Origin of the sequence: Plantibacter sp. VKM Ac-2876 (genome assembly GCF_015350715.1) — a bacterium.
GTDB lineage: Bacteria > Actinomycetota > Actinomycetes > Actinomycetales > Microbacteriaceae > Plantibacter > Plantibacter auratus.
This window is the reverse complement of the sequence record NZ_JADKSI010000001.1, coordinates 1,243,450-1,259,578: the sequence shown is the minus strand read 5'-3', so window position 1 is coordinate 1,259,578 and position 16,129 is coordinate 1,243,450. Positions and strand designations below refer to the sequence as shown.

22 protein-coding genes are annotated in these 16,129 nt (G+C 67.7%); 7 read left to right on the top strand and 15 right to left on the bottom strand.

Features of this window, described 5'->3' with window-relative positions; translation table 11 throughout:
• Positions 1–20: 20 nt before the first annotated feature.
• Positions 21–842 carry an ornithine carbamoyltransferase gene (locus tag ITJ62_RS06045; protein ID WP_194600070.1) on the bottom strand — a complete coding sequence of 274 codons (822 nt, stop codon included), beginning with the start codon at positions 840–842 and terminating at the stop codon, positions 21–23.
• A gap of 98 nt (positions 843–940) precedes the next feature.
• Positions 941–1,816: an oxidoreductase gene (locus ITJ62_RS06040; protein ID WP_194600069.1), complete on the bottom strand. Its 876-nt coding sequence runs from the start codon at positions 1,814–1,816 to the stop codon at positions 941–943.
• Between the two features lie 110 nt (positions 1,817–1,926).
• Here ITJ62_RS06040 and ITJ62_RS06035 point away from each other — a divergent pair, with 110 nt between their 5' ends.
• Complete coding sequence (locus tag ITJ62_RS06035; protein ID WP_194600068.1) at positions 1,927–2,355, top strand: helix-turn-helix domain-containing protein; 429 nt, start codon at positions 1,927–1,929, stop codon at positions 2,353–2,355.
• 141 nt (positions 2,356–2,496) lie between these two features.
• Here ITJ62_RS06035 and ITJ62_RS06030 read toward each other — a convergent pair whose 3' ends face one another.
• Positions 2,497–3,228, bottom strand: a complete 732-nt coding sequence (locus tag ITJ62_RS06030) for a hypothetical protein (RefSeq protein WP_194600067.1) — start codon at positions 3,226–3,228, stop codon at positions 2,497–2,499.
• Between the two features lie 163 nt (positions 3,229–3,391).
• Between ITJ62_RS06030 and ITJ62_RS06025 the strand changes: the two genes are divergently transcribed.
• Both ITJ62_RS06025 and ITJ62_RS06020 read left to right on the top strand, forming a co-directional pair.
• A complete protein-coding gene (locus ITJ62_RS06025; protein WP_228497848.1) occupies positions 3,392–4,198 on the top strand; it encodes a hypothetical protein in 807 nt (268 codons plus the stop codon).
• A 51-nt stretch (positions 4,199–4,249) separates the two neighbouring features.
• On the top strand, positions 4,250–4,594 hold the full coding sequence (locus ITJ62_RS06020; protein ID WP_194600065.1) for a cupin domain-containing protein: 345 nt from the start codon (positions 4,250–4,252) through the stop codon (positions 4,592–4,594).
• Positions 4,595–4,774: 180 nt separating this feature from the next.
• On the opposite strand, the gene ITJ62_RS06015 is transcribed toward ITJ62_RS06020, so the two are convergent.
• Positions 4,775–5,662: a MerR family transcriptional regulator gene (locus ITJ62_RS06015; RefSeq protein WP_194600064.1), complete on the bottom strand. Its 888-nt coding sequence runs from the start codon at positions 5,660–5,662 to the stop codon at positions 4,775–4,777.
• Positions 5,663–5,772: 110 nt separating this feature from the next.
• Entirely contained in the window at positions 5,773–6,645 is an 873-nt protein-coding gene (locus ITJ62_RS06010) for an alpha/beta fold hydrolase (RefSeq protein ID WP_194600063.1), read from the bottom strand.
• A gap of 85 nt (positions 6,646–6,730) precedes the next feature.
• On the opposite strand from ITJ62_RS06010, the gene ITJ62_RS06005 reads away from it, so the two are divergent.
• Complete coding sequence (locus ITJ62_RS06005; protein ID WP_194600062.1) at positions 6,731–7,228, top strand: CGNR zinc finger domain-containing protein; 498 nt, start codon at positions 6,731–6,733, stop codon at positions 7,226–7,228.
• 46 nt (positions 7,229–7,274) lie between these two features.
• Here the strand turns inward: ITJ62_RS06005 and ITJ62_RS06000 are convergent, their stop codons facing one another.
• Together ITJ62_RS06000 and ITJ62_RS05995 are read right to left on the bottom strand one after the other, a co-directional pair.
• The gene (locus ITJ62_RS06000) at positions 7,275–7,784 is read right to left on the bottom strand and encodes an RES family NAD+ phosphorylase (RefSeq protein ID WP_370581843.1); all 510 of its coding nucleotides are present in this window, start codon (positions 7,782–7,784) and stop codon (positions 7,275–7,277) included.
• Entirely contained in the window at positions 7,781–8,032 is a 252-nt protein-coding gene (locus ITJ62_RS05995; RefSeq protein WP_228497846.1) for a hypothetical protein, read from the bottom strand. Before ITJ62_RS05995 ends, ITJ62_RS06000 begins: the two co-directional genes overlap by 4 nt.
• A 91-nt stretch (positions 8,033–8,123) precedes the next feature.
• On the opposite strand from ITJ62_RS05995, the gene ITJ62_RS05990 reads away from it, so the two are divergent.
• On the top strand, positions 8,124–8,447 hold the full coding sequence (locus ITJ62_RS05990; RefSeq protein ID WP_194600060.1) for a hypothetical protein: 324 nt from the start codon (positions 8,124–8,126) through the stop codon (positions 8,445–8,447).
• A gap of 288 nt (positions 8,448–8,735) precedes the next feature.
• Here ITJ62_RS05990 and ITJ62_RS05985 read toward each other — a convergent pair whose 3' ends face one another.
• The 8 genes from ITJ62_RS05985 to rpsF all read right to left on the bottom strand — a co-directional run bounded on the left by ITJ62_RS05985 (position 8,736) and on the right by rpsF (position 13,445).
• On the bottom strand, positions 8,736–9,167 hold the full coding sequence (locus tag ITJ62_RS05985) for a hypothetical protein (protein ID WP_194600059.1): 432 nt from the start codon (positions 9,165–9,167) through the stop codon (positions 8,736–8,738).
• Positions 9,164–9,484, bottom strand: a complete 321-nt coding sequence (locus ITJ62_RS05980) for a transcriptional regulator (protein ID WP_194600058.1) — start codon at positions 9,482–9,484, stop codon at positions 9,164–9,166. Before ITJ62_RS05980 ends, ITJ62_RS05985 begins: the two co-directional genes overlap by 4 nt.
• A 25-nt stretch (positions 9,485–9,509) precedes the next feature.
• Entirely contained in the window at positions 9,510–9,743 is a 234-nt protein-coding gene (locus tag ITJ62_RS05975; protein ID WP_194600057.1) for a hypothetical protein, read from the bottom strand.
• Positions 9,744–9,767: 24 nt separating this feature from the next.
• Positions 9,768–11,141, bottom strand: coding sequence for a replicative DNA helicase (gene dnaB, locus ITJ62_RS05970; RefSeq protein WP_369808454.1), 1,374 nt, complete (start codon positions 11,139–11,141; stop codon positions 9,768–9,770).
• 575 nt (positions 11,142–11,716) lie between these two features.
• Complete coding sequence (gene rplI / locus ITJ62_RS05965; RefSeq protein ID WP_056780635.1) at positions 11,717–12,169, bottom strand: 50S ribosomal protein L9; 453 nt, start codon at positions 12,167–12,169, stop codon at positions 11,717–11,719.
• Positions 12,170–12,181: 12 nt separating this feature from the next.
• Complete coding sequence (rpsR, locus tag ITJ62_RS05960) at positions 12,182–12,445, bottom strand: 30S ribosomal protein S18 (protein ID WP_056010351.1); 264 nt, start codon at positions 12,443–12,445, stop codon at positions 12,182–12,184.
• Between the two features lie 65 nt (positions 12,446–12,510).
• Positions 12,511–13,032, bottom strand: coding sequence for a single-stranded DNA-binding protein (locus ITJ62_RS05955; protein WP_064295656.1), 522 nt, complete (start codon positions 13,030–13,032; stop codon positions 12,511–12,513).
• Between the two features lie 5 nt (positions 13,033–13,037).
• Positions 13,038–13,445, bottom strand: coding sequence for a 30S ribosomal protein S6 (rpsF, locus tag ITJ62_RS05950; RefSeq protein ID WP_217485263.1), 408 nt, complete (start codon positions 13,443–13,445; stop codon positions 13,038–13,040).
• Between the two features lie 204 nt (positions 13,446–13,649).
• On the opposite strand from rpsF, the gene ITJ62_RS05945 reads away from it, so the two are divergent.
• Positions 13,650–14,957 (top strand): heparan-alpha-glucosaminide N-acetyltransferase domain-containing protein, encoded by a 1,308-nt coding sequence (locus tag ITJ62_RS05945; RefSeq protein ID WP_194600056.1) that lies wholly within the window; start codon positions 13,650–13,652, stop codon positions 14,955–14,957.
• On the top strand, positions 14,954–16,057 hold the full coding sequence (locus tag ITJ62_RS05940) for a hypothetical protein (protein WP_194600055.1): 1,104 nt from the start codon (positions 14,954–14,956) through the stop codon (positions 16,055–16,057). The genes ITJ62_RS05945 and ITJ62_RS05940 overlap by 4 nt, the downstream gene beginning before the upstream one ends.
• Positions 16,058–16,129: the final 72 nt, after the last annotated feature.

Sequence of the window (16,129 nt, the reverse complement as noted above, 5' to 3'; positions counted from 1 at the left end):
GGTTGTCGCTGAGCTGTTGCTCAGGACGCCCCGATGGCGAACGCCATGATCGCCTGCTGCACCGGAAGCAGCGACGCCTTGAACCGGTGACCGACGAAGGCGGGGTGCTCGATGGCGTCAGCGCTGACCTCCTCGCCGCGCGTGAACGGCGGGCAGGGGTTGAGCAGGACGCCGGCCGGTGCGCTGTCGAGTAGGGCTGCGGTGATCTGGAACGACTCCAGCTGCGCCACGTGCTCGCCGAACCCGTCGGTGAGGATGACGTCGGCCGTGCGGACGGCGGTTTCCAGGTCGTCGGTCCACACCGCACCGGGGATCGCGAGCTCCGCGGGGCAGCACTGCGTCAGATCGAGACCCAGTACCCGCGCGGCTTCCTGCCACGCCCGGGCGACGTTGCCGTCGGCGCCGACGAAGAGGAACCGCTGCCCGTCGAGCCCACGCCGCTCGCGGATCGCGAAGAGGTCGGACAGCACCTCGCAGGGGTGATTGACGTCGGTCATCGCATTCACGACGGGGAGCGCCGCGGCGTCGGCCAGTTGTTCGAGGACGCCGATGTCGCCGTGCCGCACGATCATGACGTCGGCCCATGACTCGAGGTACCGGGCGACGTCGGCGAGCGCCTCCGACTTGTCGAGGGTCTCACTGGGGAACACGATCGGCTGCAGCCCCATCAGGGCGGCCCCGCGCTCGAAGGAGACACGCGTGCGCAGGCTGGTCGACGGGAAGAACATGACGGCGGATCCGTCGAAGCTCGGCCCGGATCCGTCGCGGTAGGCCTCGGCGAGACGGAACACCTCGTCGACGTCCGCGGGTGACCAATCGTCCAATCGAACCAGGTTACGCATCACTCAAGCCTACGGACGATTCGAGCCTCGCTCGGTGACCGGCGGCCCGAGTCGACGCCCTCGACCTCCCGTGCTCAGGGTCTCGCTCGCTCGGTCGATCAGGGCACGGCGATCCGGTCCAGTTCGACGAGGTCCAGCTCGGTGAGCGCGAGCGAGGCGCCGGCGACGTTCTCCCGCAGGTGGGCGACGGACGAGGTGCCCGGGATCAGCAGGATGTTGGGTGAACGTTGCAGCAGCCACGCCAACGCCACGGACATCGGCGAAGCGTCGAGTCGAGCTGCGACCGCGGTGAGGGCGTCGGACTGCAACGGGGTGAACCCGCCGAGGGGGAAGAACGGGATGTAGGCGACCCCTTCCGAGGCGAGTCGGTCGATGAGTGCGTCGTCCCCTCGGTTGGCCAGGTTGTACATGTTCTGCACCGACACGATCGGCGCGATCGCCTGCGCCTCCTCCACCTGCTCGGCGGTGGCGTTGCTCACGCCGAGGTGGCGGATGAGTCCTTGTCGTTGCAGGTCGACCAGGGTGTCGAAGGCTTCTGCGACCGGCTCGGAAACAGGTCCGTTGGCATCGCCGAGGCGCAGATGGACCAGAGGGAGGACTTCGAGGCCGAGTGTTTCGAGGTTGTCGTCGACCTGCGCTCTGAGCTCGTCGGGCCTCCGTGCTGCCGGCCATCCGCCCTGCGGGTCACGGCGGCCGCCCACTTTCGTCGCGATGAGCAGCTCCGCGGGGTACGGGTGCAGGGCCTCGCGGATGAGTTCGTTGACGACGCGGGGCCCGTATGTCTCTGCGGTGTCGATGTGGGTGATGCCGGTGCCGACCGCTTCGCGGAGGACGGCGATCGCGGCGTCATGGTCCTTCGGCGGGCCGACCACCCACGGCCCTGCGAGTTGCATGGCGCCGTAGCCGAAGCGGGAGACCGTGTGGTTGCCCAGGGTCCAGGTGCCGCCGGGGAGTTCCAGGGTGGTCGGGTTCATCGATATGCCTTCCGGTGTGTGTCGGACGAAGTGTCGTCATCCACTCTGGGCGAGGCGCTACCCTTTCGGAAGGAGTTACCCGAAAGTGCGTTGATACCGAAAGCGAGACCATGGCCACCATCACCGCGGCAGATCAGCGGGCGGCGGCGAAGACGCAGTACAACGCGTTCCTCGCCGCATGTCCGAGCCAGCAGCTCCTCGCGCAGGTGTCGGGGAAGTGGGTGGCTCTCGTACTGTCGGCACTCGGGAGCGGTCCAGACTGCGATGGCGAGCCGCGGCCGATGCGGTACTCCGAGCTCGCGCGGACGCTCGCGGGGGTGAGCCCGAAGATGCTGTCACAGACCTTGAAGTCGCTGGAACGCGACGGGCTCATCAGCCGGACGGCGACGGCGACGGTCCCCGTGACGGTGACCTACGACCTGACCGACCTCGGGCTCTCGCTCCATGAGACCGTCCGGCAGCTCAAGGTGTGGTCCGAGCTGCACCGCGACGAGGTCTCAGTGCATCAGGCACGGTTCGACGCCGCCCGGGACCGCTGAAATCGCGAGCCTCGGCACGATTCGATCGGAACCTGAGAGACCTCGTCCTCGACGCACTCCCCGTCGCCCGAGCGCGTGAGCATGCCCCGCGCCCTGGCTCCGGAGAAGCGGAACCAGGACACGGGGCTCATGCGGAACCGATCAGTGACCGGGCCCACCATAGGCGGCGTCGGCGACGAATCCGCAGGACGCCTCCCAGGTGCTCTGCTCCGACTCGGGGTAGCTGGAGTCGTAGCCGGTCGCATCCAACTTCCACTGGTGGCTCTCCTCAGGAGACAGGCCGTCGGGCATCCCGGTCGCCTGCTGACCTTCGGGGTACGGGTAGGCCTGGAGCGTCATGTCGACGGCGCCCACGAACTCGTGGCCGCGGTCGGCCATGCACGAGCGCATCGCATCGATCCAGCCCTGATACTGCGTCGCGAACGCCAGTGCCGTGGCACGCTCCTCCTCGGTCGGCACGTAGGCCGCCTCGGCAGCAGCGGTCGCCGCGTCACGCTCCTCCCGGCAAGGGACCGCAGCCGCCTGCCAGGCGTCCTGGTCGGCCTCGCTCAGGCCTGACGGCATCCCGTCGAAACTGGTGTCGTCGAACCCGAACCCCGCTTCGGTCATGCAGGACGCCATCGCGGCTTTGCCCACCTCGAAGAATCGCTGCCACAGACCCTGCAGGTAGAACTCGTTGATGTGCGTGGACTCGGTCGGCGGCGTGGTCGCGGCCGGCGTCTCAGTCGGCGTCGCGCTCTCGGTCGGCGTCGCGGTCGCCTCCGCCGGCGCCTCCGCGGAGCTCGCCACGGCCTGCGCCGCCACACCGCCGAGTCCGCCGGCGACCACCAGTCCGGACGTGAGCAGTACCAGGATCTTCTTGCGAATCATCATCTCCCCCAATGTTCATGGAACGTGTTTATAGGAAGATAGCTTCCCCAAGCGGATGTCGCAACCAGTCTCTGAGACGGAACACGTCTCCCGGCCACTCGTCGAGCACTGCGGCGGTGCCTCTACCCTGGGTTCTGTGAGCATTCCTCGGAACGACAGTGGGCCGGTGCGCGGCTGGCTCGGCCCGGATTGGGAAGCGAGCGTCGATCCTCGCCGCCTCGACGAGTTGCGGTGGAGCATCGAGCAGGAGATCAGTACCCTCGGCGGCTTCCGGCGCCGGTTGAAGACTGAAGGCGAGTACTCCATACTCGGGCTGGTGCTCGGGATCCCGTTCCTGATCCCACAGGTCTTCGGACTGGTCGACGCCTTCACAACAGCATCCGAGCCCGGCATCGGCGCGCTCGGGGAATGGCTCTCGAGGCCGGCCGTGGCAGGGTGGGTCACCACTGGTGTCCTGCTGATCGCCATCTCGATGGTGTCGATACAGGTGCGTCTCCGCCGGGAGTTCGGGATCTTCCGCAGGGCCGGCTGGGTCGCCTTGCAGGCGCCGACCGGGCTCGCCGAATGGGGTGGCGAGGGTTCGCCCACCATCACCTACGATCAGCGCTTGGTCGGCGGCAGGGGTGAAGCTCGCGCTCGTGATCTCCAGAAACCGTTCATGCTGGTCTCAGGCCCGCGGATGCCGACGTGGGTGTTCGCAGGCGCCCTGCGCACGGTCCGCGCGGCCACGGTGGCGCATGCATTCGACATCCACCGACTGGCGGTGCTCAAGCAGCAGATCGGCGTCTTCCGCGCCATCCCGGCGACGACGGTGTTCCCTCAAGCGGACGGTTGCCTGTTCGGCGCACAGGACGAGGGACCGCTCACCGTGGCGCTGCCGCGGCCGGTGAAAACCGGGCAGCGGATCCGTCTCGCCCGGGTCAAGCTCACTCGCGCCGAGCGGGAGAGCGTCACGATCGGCCAGCCGTCCTGAGCGCCGATCGGCCCGGGGCTGTTGGTCACCAGTCACTGGCATCATCGACCCATGAGTGAATCCCCGATCGAACGAACGACCCTGAGCACGATGACGCTCGATGGGGCTCCGAGCTTCGCCTCCGTCGAAGTTCGACGCATCACGATCGCCCCCGACTTCCACGTCGGGGCGCACTGGCACAACGGCCCGGTCTTCGGCACCATCGAAACCGGCTCCGTGAACTTCCAAGTGGGGACCGGGCCTCAGACCGTCCTGCGTGCCGGCGACACCTTCCACGAGCCGGCTGACGAGACGATCGTCTTCGACGCGACCGACGAGGGCGTCACCTTCCTCGCCTGGTTCCCGATGCCGGCCGGCGTCGAGCCGGAGTTGACGATGGGCGAAGCGCCCGCCTGACGTCCGACCAAGCGGCATTGGGCGTGGGCATGACGATCGGTGGCGGAGGTGTCGGACCCGTACGAATCCGGGTCTGACCGCGGACGGGCCCCGAGAGGTCTCCCGGGGCCCGGATGCCTCGCGAGGATCGGCTCGGCGCGGTGCCGACCAGTCCCGACACGGACGATCGCGGTCGACGACTCAGCGTTCGACCGCTGGCGCGACGTCGAGCGCATCGAGTTCCAGGACCAGTTCCATGCACCGCAGCCGTGCGCGGGAGAAGTCGTAGGGCATCATCCGGACGGCCTCGGTGAGGCCCGTCGAGCCGCACGTCGAGCCTGCGCCGTCCTCGTCGTCGGGAAGGGGGTGGGACTCGTCCCACGCGTCGAAGCGGTCGTCGTCAGTCTGCGCCAGGCCGGAGTCCTCGATGACCGTGCGGAGGACCGCCTCGAAGGCATGCCGTTCGGCGGCGATCTCCGCCACCCGGGGGTCGTCGACAGCGACCGTGTCGTCGAGTGCTGCTTCGGCGGAGTCGACCCGGTCGGACTCCTCCCGCAGCTCCGGGTGGGTGGCCAGGGCGATGAACCGTGAGGCCTGGGCGGACGCGCCGAGCCCGCCGAAGATCCGTTCGGTCACGAGCAGGGTGTCCAGGTCGTCCTGCCGCAGAGCGCCCTCGGGCAGGTCTGTGAGGCGGTCGCTCACGACGTCGGAGAGCAGCCCCAACCTGCTGCCCTGCGCACGCATGCGCTGCACGGCGGTCCGCTGCTGCTCGAGTTCCGCCTGCCGAGCGACGAGGGAGCCCTCCAGGCGGTCCAGGATGCGCGCGACATCGTCGTCGGTATCGGTGATGCCATCCGCGAAGGCGTCGCGGATGTCGTCGAGGGCGATGCCGGCGTCCGCCATCCGACGGATCCACAGCAGTCGGATCATCTCGTCGTAGCCGTAGCGGCGGCGATCGCCACTCCCCCGCTCGGGCTCAGGGAGCAGACCGATCTGGTGGTAGTGACGGATCGCCCGCGGGGTGGTGCCGACGAACGCAGCAGCGCCTCCGATCGTGACCTGGCGCGGCGGGGTGAAGGACGAGAACATGTGGGGGCCTTCCTCGGTGGGCGGGATACGTCCACTGCACCACATGACGCTACGGCAGGTGCAAGTCGACTTACGGCCGTCCCCCGGGAGACGGATGCCGACCCGCCGATCTAGGCGCTTCGCTCGGTCGTCCGGAGCCAGTCCGTGATGGTGGCAGCGACGTGGTCGAGGTCGGATTCGAGGAGGAAGTGTCCGCCGTCGACGAGTTCGACGCGAGTATCGGGGACGTCGCGGGTGAACGCCGTGGCGCCGGCGGCGGCGAAGATCTCGTCGTGACGCCCCCAGATCGCGAGCACCGGTACCTGTGAGGTGCGGAGCCATTCGTGCACCGCGGGGTAGAGGTCCCGGTTGGTGGCGTAGTCGCGGAAGAGCGCCAGCTGCACGTCGTCCTGACCCGGACGGGCGAGGAGCGCGAGGTCGTGCTCCCAGGCGTCGGGGTCGACGGTCGTCGGGTCCGGTACGCCGTGGGTGTACTGCCATTCGACGGCTTCCCGCCCGAGGGCTGGACGAAGCGCGTCGCGCGTCTCGGTGGTCCGTTCGGCGGCGTCAGCCCAGATCGGGTCCCAGAAGCTCGGCACGAAGCCCTCTTCGTAGGCGTTGCCGTTCTGGGAGATGACCCCGACGACGGCAGTGGGGTCGTTGAGGGCCAGGCGCCAGCCGACCGGGGCGCCGTAGTCCTGGACGTAGATCGTGTACTGCGTCACGCCGATGGTCGAGAGGAACCGGCCGGTCACCCCTGCGAGGGCCGCGAAGGTGTACTCGAACTCGTCGACCGAGGGGGCGGAGGAGCGACCGAAGCCGACGTGGTCCGGAGCGATGACGCGGTACTGGCCGGCAAGCGCCGGGATGAGGTGCCGGAACATGTGGGAGCTGCTCGGGTACCCGTGGAGGAGCAGGAGCACGGGAGCGTCGGCCGGGCCGGCCTCGCGGTAGAAGACGTCGAGTCCGTCGATCGAGACGGTGCGGTGGTGGACGGTGACCATTGCTAACCCCTTTAGATTGTTTTACTGGTTAGCCAGACGGTAGCATGGATCCTGGGCGCCGGTCGGCGCAACAGAACGGAGAACGATGCTTCGCGACGAGGAGCTGCTGCTGGGCCTGTTGAACAGTGCACCGGTCGTCGAGGGCACCCCGACCGACCGTCTCGAGGGGGCGACCGGACAAGACCTGGCGCGCAGCTGGGGCGGCACGGGATCCGCGGACGAGGTGGCGCGCCTCCGACATGCGAGACAGGCGCTCCAGACCATGGTCCGTGGAGATGACGGAGGAGCGATCAGAGACCTTGCGGGCATCCTCGACGATGCCGTGCGCACGCCGCGCATCACCCCGGACGGCGTGGTCTGGGAGCTTCAGGTCCCTGAGGATGATCGCCTTGTGGCGGGGGTCGTGCTGGCGTGGTCGAGCGTCATCACGGAGTTCCCCGGGCGCCTCCGTGCCTGCGCGAACCACGAGTGCACCCAGTTCCTCGTCGACCACAGCCGCCCTGGCACCGCGAAGTGGTGCTCGATGGCGGTCTGCGGCAACCGGATGAAGGCGCGCACGCACGCGCGCCGCGCTCAGAGCTGAGCGGCCCGGTACACGCTCGGATCAGGACGAACGTCGTATCGCGGCGTCAATTCGCGGAGGCGAGACGGGTTCCTCTCAAGCTGACGGTCGGCGCACCGGCCTCGTTCCAGCGGAAGAGCACCAGATGCCAGAGCCCCGGGCGTTTTCGCGAGGGGTCGATCAACCCGTTCGCGCCGCCGGCAAGGAGACGGTCGCGGACGCGCCACGATGTCGGCGTGCCTCCGGCGGCGGCGATGTCCTGCCACGGGGCTGACGCGTCAGCGAGGTCGATGCCTGCCGACTCCAGCGCTCCCGCGTCGCGCAGGTCGACGATGCCGGACGCCTCGACATCGATCTCCACGATCTCGCGCGCCGCCGCCCGAGCATCCTGGTGGGCGATCATCGCGGCCTCGACGCCATCGACGGACGAGCTCAGGTAGAGCGTCGGCTCATTGGCCCGCGAGTAGCGCCCGGCGGTGCGCGATCCGGCGATCGCGAACTCACGGAAGCTCGGGTCGATCGCGCGGTAGAACGTGCCCCTCAGCGGTGGCGCGAACGTCAGGTCGATACCGGTCACAACGCAAGCTTCTCACCGCGGAATGTCGCGCGCGACCCGGTGCCAAGCTGCTGCTCTACCTCGTCCAGGAGCTGTTGAGCGATCGTCGCATACGCGCGGAAGCTCGATACCGAGCTGTTAGCTTCGCGGCCGTTCGCAATGTCGGACCGCTCGATCTCGTCGGCCTGGTGGTCCAGGTGGGCCGCGTACTCCAGCAACGCTGACACCAGCACCTCGACCGGTCGCTCGTGCACCGGCGTCCGAACCATCTCCCTCTGCTGGCGCATGATTCGGGCACTGGCCAGATGGTCGAGCCCAGAAACCCCGGCTGATCGGCCACGGTGCTGCTTAGATGAGCCCATGAGCAACCCCCCTCCCACAGCACCTCCGAACGACCTGCCGCCGGAACCCTTCCCGTGGATGAGCACGAATCGACCCTCCGGGCCTTATCGGATGACCCTGAGAACTCCGCTCAGTGAGGCACTGCTGGGGTCGTTCCTGCTGGTAATGGCTCTCTTCTTCTTATTGACCGCGATAGATGGTGACTCCACAGGCGTCCTGGTGGTGGGCCTTGGCATCTTCGTCATCGCGGGCGGCGCCGGAGTATTCATGCTCATTGTCGCGATAGCGCGCGCACGCTGGTTCCGGGCCTTTGAACGAGCCCACGGCCGTCGACCGTTCTGACCGCCTGTCGGCGAACGGGAGTCGCTGAGTAAAGGATCGCCCGTACGAAGGGTGGTGGGGTGCTATCGACTGCGCCGTGGGTCGCGGTTCTGCTCCGGGGAACGGCCTTCGGGTGCAGCGGTTGGCGGGGTTGGTCCTGCCTGTCGCTGGGTGCCGGGCGCGGTAGGGAAGCTCAGCCGGCGGAGCTCGGCCAGGCGTTGCAGCTCGGGGTCGAGTGACGCGCCCTCTGGCCGGCCTTCGGGGTTCCGCAGTTCAGCGGCCCAGCTGGTCAGTCGGGTCTTCATCCCGTCAAGCTCCGCGGCGTCGACGTCGTACACGATCGTCTGATCCGGTCGGAGTCGCTGCACCGCTTCGAGCTGCTGCGGCGACGAGGTCGGCGTCGGTGAACTTGCCGGAGGTGCGGATCGCGTCGACGTCGAGGTAGTCGCGGGCTTCGGCGCGGCTGTAGAGAGCGCTGACCTTGTTGGCGACGGCGTCGTCCAGGCCGAGCACGGGGCCGACCGAGCGGGTGACGGGTTCGCCTCCGCGGTCGTCCACGCCGAGGTCCATCTCAACGACCTGGCCTTCGTCGGTGGTGAACAGGTCGATGTCTTGGGTGGGGCGGTCGATGATGCCGTGCTCTCGGATCGCTCCTGAGCCCGCGAGGGCGAAGGGGGTGCCGTCGAGCGCCCGAAGGGCGAGGCGGGTTATGTCCCGCTGCAGCTCTTCGTCAGTGCTCATGCGAACTCCGCGAGCTCGAGGAAGCGGCCCTCCCACAGTTCACGGACTCGCGGCGGCATGTGCAGTTCTGGCCAGAGTTCGATGAGGCGGTCCCCGTTGAGGATCTGCACCTGGTCGACGGTGCGGCCTTCCTGGATGGTGGCCTGGTAGGCGCGGATCGCGTCACCTATGCTGTCGAGGTTCGCGACCGGGCTCGGGCCCCAGTAGACCCACGGTGGCAGCTGGACGGTGCCATGGGCCGGGCCGCGCAGCTCGTCCAGGCGCTCGGGAGCGTCGTAGGGCTTCACGTCCTGGAACCGCACTCGCTTCTCCGCCATGGTCACCACCTCTCGTGCCGCGATTCTACCTATGGTCGTCTTCGGCGCCCTGGTGATCGGCGTCTGCGGTGGTCTCATCCGGGACGATTGCTCCGATGAGGTCGGGGCGGAACCCTGACCAGTGTTCGTGGTCGTCGATGACGACGACGGGTGCGGCGCTGTACCCGAATTCTTCAGAGATGTAGGCGAGGGCTGCATCGTTTCCAAGGCACGTGGCAAATGTGCCAAACGTCTGCCACGTCCTCGTGGAGGATGCCATATTCACCCGGAACCTACAGCTCTACTACATCCCAGGCGCCATGTCGGCGAAGCGCGAGAAGTGGCCGTGGAAGCCCACGGTGATCGTGCGGGTCGGTCCGTTACGGTGCTTGGCGATGATGAGGTCGGCCTCGCCCGCTCGCGGGCTGTCCTTCTCGTAGGCGGACTCGCGGTGTAGGAGCACCACCATGTCGGCGTCCTGCTCGATCGAGCCCGACTCACGGAGGTCGGACAGCGCCGGCATCTTGTCGGCTCGCTGCTCAGCACCACGGTTCAGCTGCGACAGCGCGATGACGGGGACCTGGAGCTCCTTCGCCATGAGCTTCAGTGCACGGGAGAACTCCGAGACCTCCTGCTGGCGGCTCTCGACGCGCTTACCGGACGTGAGCAGCTGCAGGTAGTCGATGACGACCATCTTCAGGCCCACGCGCTGCTTGAGTCGACGGCACTTCGCGCGGATCTCGACGAGCGTCATGTTCGGGCTGTCGTCGATGTAGAGCGGAGCGTCGTTGATGCGGCCGCGCACCTGCGCGATCTTCGTCCAGTCCTGCGAGTCGACGGTTCCCTTACGCATGAGCTGCAGCGGCACGGACGCCTCAGCGCTCATGAGGCGCATCGCGATCTCGCTGCGCCCCATCTCGAGCGAGAAGAAGATCGACGGCTGGTTGTAGTGGACCGAAGCTGCGCGAGCGAAGTCGAGCGCGAGCGTGGACTTACCGATAGCGGGTCGGGCGGCGACGATGATGAGCTGACCCGGGTGCAGACCGTTCGTCAGTTCGTCGAGCTCGCGGAAGCCCGTCGGGACGCCGGTCATGGAACCGTCGGTGTGCTTGGCGGCCTCGATCTCGTCGATCGCCGCGCTCACCGCGTCGGTCAGCGGAACGTAGTCCTCGACCTCCTGATTGCCGGAGACGGCGTAGATCTCGGCCTGAGCGGAGTTGACGAGCTCGACGGCCTCACCCTCGGCCGCATACCCCATCTGCACGATGCGGGTGCCAGCCTCGACGAGACGACGCAGCAACGCGCGCTCCGCGACGATGCGGGCGTAGTAGCCGGCGTTCGCCGCGGTCGGCACGAGGCTCGTGAGCGTGTGGAGGTAGTCAGCACCACCGGCGCGCGACAGCTCGCCCGTCTTGACGAGCTCGTCGGTGACGGTAATGACGTCGGTGGGCTCACCGTGCGAGTACAGCGTCAGGAGGGCGTCGTAGATGACCTCGTGCTTGGGGATGTAGAAGTCCACGCCACGGAGCGTCTCCACCACGTCGGCGACCGCGTCCTTCGACAGCAGCATGCCGCCGAGTGCACTCTGCTCCGCGAGGAGGTCGTGCGGAGGGACCCGCTCGTTGCCGCGCGGCTCGTCGTACGAACCGCCGCCTTCGGAGCGGTTGAGGTGAGCGATCGACAAGTGGACATCCCTTCTCGATGTGGACTCGGGTGGTGCTGGTGGTGACGACTCAGGTGTAGCAGGAACATGCGACACGCACGGGCCCTGCGAGACGCCCGAGGGCTACGGACGAGGGCTGCTCAGCCTGCTCGCCCGGCTGTTCCGAGACGCCGATGACTCACGATAGGGCCACTCGTCTCCACAACCAACTCTGCCTGTGGATAACTCTGTGGAGAGATCGGGGGAAACGCCGCGTGTCGTGTGCACAAGCTGTGGGAAACCCTGTGGAGAGAGAAGTTTTTCTGACGCACAATACACCTCTGACCAGGTGATTCTGATTCCACAGGCTGTGTGTGGAAAGTTCTTTCGATCCTGTGTCGAACGTTGGGGAGAACGGGGGTCACCTGTGTACAACTTGCTTGACGCAGAGGGCAAAACGGGTGTAGCACACAGGCGTCCGGGCGGCCCGTCACCCCTCTTCTGGGCACAGAAAAACGCGATGGCAGCAGACCTCTCGGTCCACCGCCATCGCGCTCATCACGACGTGCATGATGCGCCGGACCCGAAGGTCCGACACCGCACGGCGGGTACTACTTGGCCGCGACCACCTGAAGGGTGATCGTGGCGACGATCTCGTCGCGGAGGCTGATGGTGGCCTCGTGCTCGCCGACGTACTTGATCGGGGTGTGGATCTCGATCTTGCGCTTGTCGACCTCGCCCAGCCCGGCTTCCGCCACGGCCTTCGCGATGTCGGCCGGCTTCACGGAACCGAACAGACGGCCTTCGCCACCCGTCTTGACCGTGAGCTTGACCTTGGTGGCCTGGAGGCGAGCCTTCAGGTCCTGGGCCTCTTCGATCGTGGCGTGCTCGCGCGCAGCGCGGGCCGACTTGATCTGCTCGACCTGCTTCTCGCCACCGCGGGTCCACGGGGTCGCGAAACCCTGGGGCACGAGGAAGTTGCGAGCGTAGCCGTTCTTGACGTCGATGACGTCACCAGCGGAGCCGAGGCCGGAGACCTCGTGCGTCAGAATAACTTTCGACATGTGCGGCGCCTCCTAGCGGCCAGAGCCGGCGTAGGGCAGGAGCGCCATCTCGCGTGCGTTCTTGACCGCACGTGCGATGAGTCGCTGCTCCTGGACGTTGACACCGGTGATACGACGAGCACGGATCTTTCCCCGCTCGGAGATGAACTTGCGAAGCGTGGCGACATCCTTGTAATCGATGACACCAACGCGGATCGCCTTCGCGGGAGCGACGTTCTTGCCGCCCTTAGCACCGCGGGCAGGCTTGCGGCGGTCGCCGCTCGACTTTCCAGCCATGGTTGTTCCTTTGCGTGTGAATGGAGTGATCGGCTAGCCGGCAGAACCGGACCGATCGAATCTGTTTAGAAGGGGGTCTCGTCGCTGTAGCTGCCCGGAGTGTTCCAGGCATCTGCACCGCCGTTGCCGCCGGAAGCTGCGGGTGCGCTCTGAGCCCAGGGCTCGTTCTGCTGCACCTGCGGAGCTCCGCCGCCGCGCTGCTGACCACCGCCGCCGCCACCCGAGGGTGCACGGCTGATGGTCGCGGTCGCGTACCGGAGCGAAGGGCCGATCTCGTCGACTTCGAGTTCCATCGAAGTCCGCTTCTCGCCTTCCTTCGTCTCGTAGGAACGCTGCTTGAGACGCCCGGTCGCGATGACGCGGCTTCCCTTGGTGAGCGATCCGGCCACGTGCTCGGCGAATTCACGCCAGACGCTCGCGCGCAGGAACAGCGCTTCGCCATCCTTCCATTCGTTCGTCGCGCGATCGAAGTTGCGCGGCGTGGAAGCGATGGTGAAGTTGGCGACAGCCAGGCCGTTCTGCGTGAAACGCAGTTCCGGATCGCTGGTCAGGTTGCCCACCACGGTGATGACGGTCTCGCCGGCCATGAGCCCTAGGCTTCCTTGGTCTCAGCCGCAGCCGGAGCCGCGTCTGCCTTGGGAGCCGCGGCGACAGCAGCAGCGGGCTTGGCGGCAGCCTTGCGGGCGGCCTTCTCTTCGCTGCGCTTCGTCTCGGTGGCGACCTGAGCGATGGCCTCTTCGGCACGCAGCACCTTGGTGCGCATGACGGCCTCGGAGAGCTTCAGCTGACGGTCGAGCTCCTGCGTGGCAGTGCTCGTCGCAGTGAAGTCCACGACGGCGTAGATGCCTTCGGTCTTCTTGTTGATCTCGTAAGCGAGACGACGACGGCCCCAGATGTCGACCTTGTCGATGGTTCCACCATCGTTGCGGATGACGTTGAGGAACTTGTCGAGGCTCGGTGCAACCGTGCGCTCGTCAATCTCGGGGTCGAGGATGACCATGAGTTCGTACTGATGCGTCACTAACCCACCTCCTTCGGACTCGAACGGCCACAGACTTTCTGTGGCAGGAGGGTGTAAGCATCGTTGCGATCGGGCGAGAACAGAGCGGACGCACCCGGGCAACCTTCACAGCGTACCGGACGGGAGCCCGTACCGCCACCGCGGGCCTGTCGCGGAGCCGCTACGCGTGGGATGCTGGACCCGATGAGCAGCCCAGCCAGCCGACAGCGCGCCGACCGACTGATCGGTCTCGACCTCGCGCGCTTCCTCGCCCTCATCGGCATGATGGCCACGCACGTCTGGGCGTTCGACATCGCGACCGGCGGACACACGCCGATCACGGAGGTGTTGTCGGGCAAGGCCGCGGCCCTGTTCGCGGTGCTGGCCGGGATCGGGATCGTCCTCACCAGCCGCCGCGACCTCTCCGCCGGTTCTCCAGCAGCAGCGCGCCTCAACCTCTTCGGACGCGGCTTCGCCCTGCTCGTCCTCGGCCTCACCCTCGGCGTCCTGCCCGGCGGCATCTACGTGATCATCGCGTATTACGGCGTGACCTTCTGGCTCGCGATCCCTGCCGTCACATGGCGTCCGCGCACGCTGCTGATCGTCGCGGCCGTCTGGGCGGTGGTCTGGCCGATCTGCTCGCAGGCGCTCCGGGTGCCGCTCAGCGGCGTCGACTCCCCCGAGATCGGCAGTGCGTCCTGGTTCGACGTCTCGAGCGGCGGATTCGCCCGAGGGCTGCTCCTCACCGGGGTGTACCCGGCGCTCACCTGGATCGTCTACGTCCTCGTCGGGATGGCCGTCGGTCGGCTGCTCATGGGTGCACGGGCGAACGGGACCCTGCGGCGTTTCGCACTCCGGCTCGCGGCGATCGGACTCGTCGTCGCCATCGCCGCGGATCGCCTCGCCGCCCTGCTCCTCGGTCCCGTCGGCGGCGTGCAGGGCATCGCGCGCGCCTGGACCGGCGGCCTCGAGCCCGATCCGACGACGATCACCGCCGTCGAGGACGCCCTCGCCGAAGGGATGTACGGAACGAGCCCCACGGAGTCCTTCTGGTGGCTCGTCGCCCGCGCCCCGCACTCGGGCACCACGCTCGACCTCGTCTTCACGATCGGGATCGCGGCGGTCGTCATCGGCCTGTGCCTGGCACTCGGCACGGTCCTGACCCGCGGCTGGTCGCTCGCACTCCTGCCGGCGACCGGGGCCGGGGCCGCGCCGCTCACCGTCTATTCGGCGCACGTCTTCATGGCGTCGGTGGGCGCCTTGATCGCCGCGATCGCCGGGACGTATGCGGACACGGCGTGGTTGATCTCGAGCCCCCAGCTCTGGCTCGTCCACGTCGCCGGCGCGCTCCTCCTCGGCTGGATCATCGCCCTCACCAAGCGTCGCGGTCCGCTCGAGACCCTGGTCCACGCGGCCGGCCGGGTACTCACTGTCGCCGCGAACCGCCCTGGCCGGACGCCCGCGACGATGACGCCCGTGCCCGAACCGCACGGAACACCGCACGTACGATGACCGGTCCGACGACACGAACCGCGACGCTGGACACGCGACCACTCACCGAACGGATCGACCGACGCGCGCTCCGCGAGTACCGCACGGGCCTCCCGGGCGAGGTCCGTCCACCACTCATGGCGGCGATCTGGCCCGCCGTCGTGCTGGCGGTGCTGCCGATCTTCTTCCTCTCCGCCTGGTGGTTCGTACTCGAGGACGGCTCGATGCCGGATGAACCATGGGACTGGTCGGCCCTGATCCTCCTGCCCTACCTCGCGCTGCCGGTCGGCATGCTCGTCCTGCTGGTGCGGACGGTCCGACGACGCAGCGGCGTCCGCCAGTACCGGCTGGACCGGTTCGCGCGGGCGAACGGCCTGAGCTACCGGCCGTTCGCCATACCGGTGGCGCTGCCCGGCCTCATCTTCACGATGGGCGGGACGAGCGTGGTCAGGGACCTGCTGTGGCGGGACGGCAGGTCGCCGCTGTCCGTCGGGAACCTGCGAACGACCATCGGTTCGGGACGGAACCGCAAGGAGCATCGGTGGGGCTACGTGGCGCTCCGGCTGCCGGTGGCGCTCCCCCACATCGTTTTGGACGCCGTCGGCAACAACTCGCTCCTGCACCCCCGCCTGCCCGTCACCTACGCCAAGGACCAGCGGCTCTCACTCGAAGGCGACTTCGACCGCCACTTCGAGCTGTACTGCCCGCGCGGCTACGAGACCGACGCCCTCTACCTCTTCACGCCCGACATCATGGCGAGGTTCATCGACACCGTCGCCGAGCTCGATGTCGAGATCGTCGACGACCACCTCTTCCTCTACTCACCCAAGGACCTCTCCACCCTCGACCCCGAGGTGTGGAGGTGGCTGATGTCGGTCGTCGACATCCTGACCGAGCGCATCACTCAGTGGGAGCGTTGGCGGGATCGCCGACTGGAACCGGTCGACTCGGCGACGATGCGGGGTTCGGTCCCGCTGATCCGTCCGCCCCGAGGCGTGGCGCGTCCTGGCAGACGCCTGTCCCGGCGGACCGAGTGGTGGTGGCTCATCGGCCTCGCCCTCGCCGTCTACGGCTGGTACCTCATCATCGGCGACGCGGTCCGGGCGATCACCGGCGGCTGAGCCCGCGAGGGGTCCCGGACGGCGGGCGGCGGGCGGGCCGCACCAGCCGTTCGGGACCCCTCAAGAGCGAGC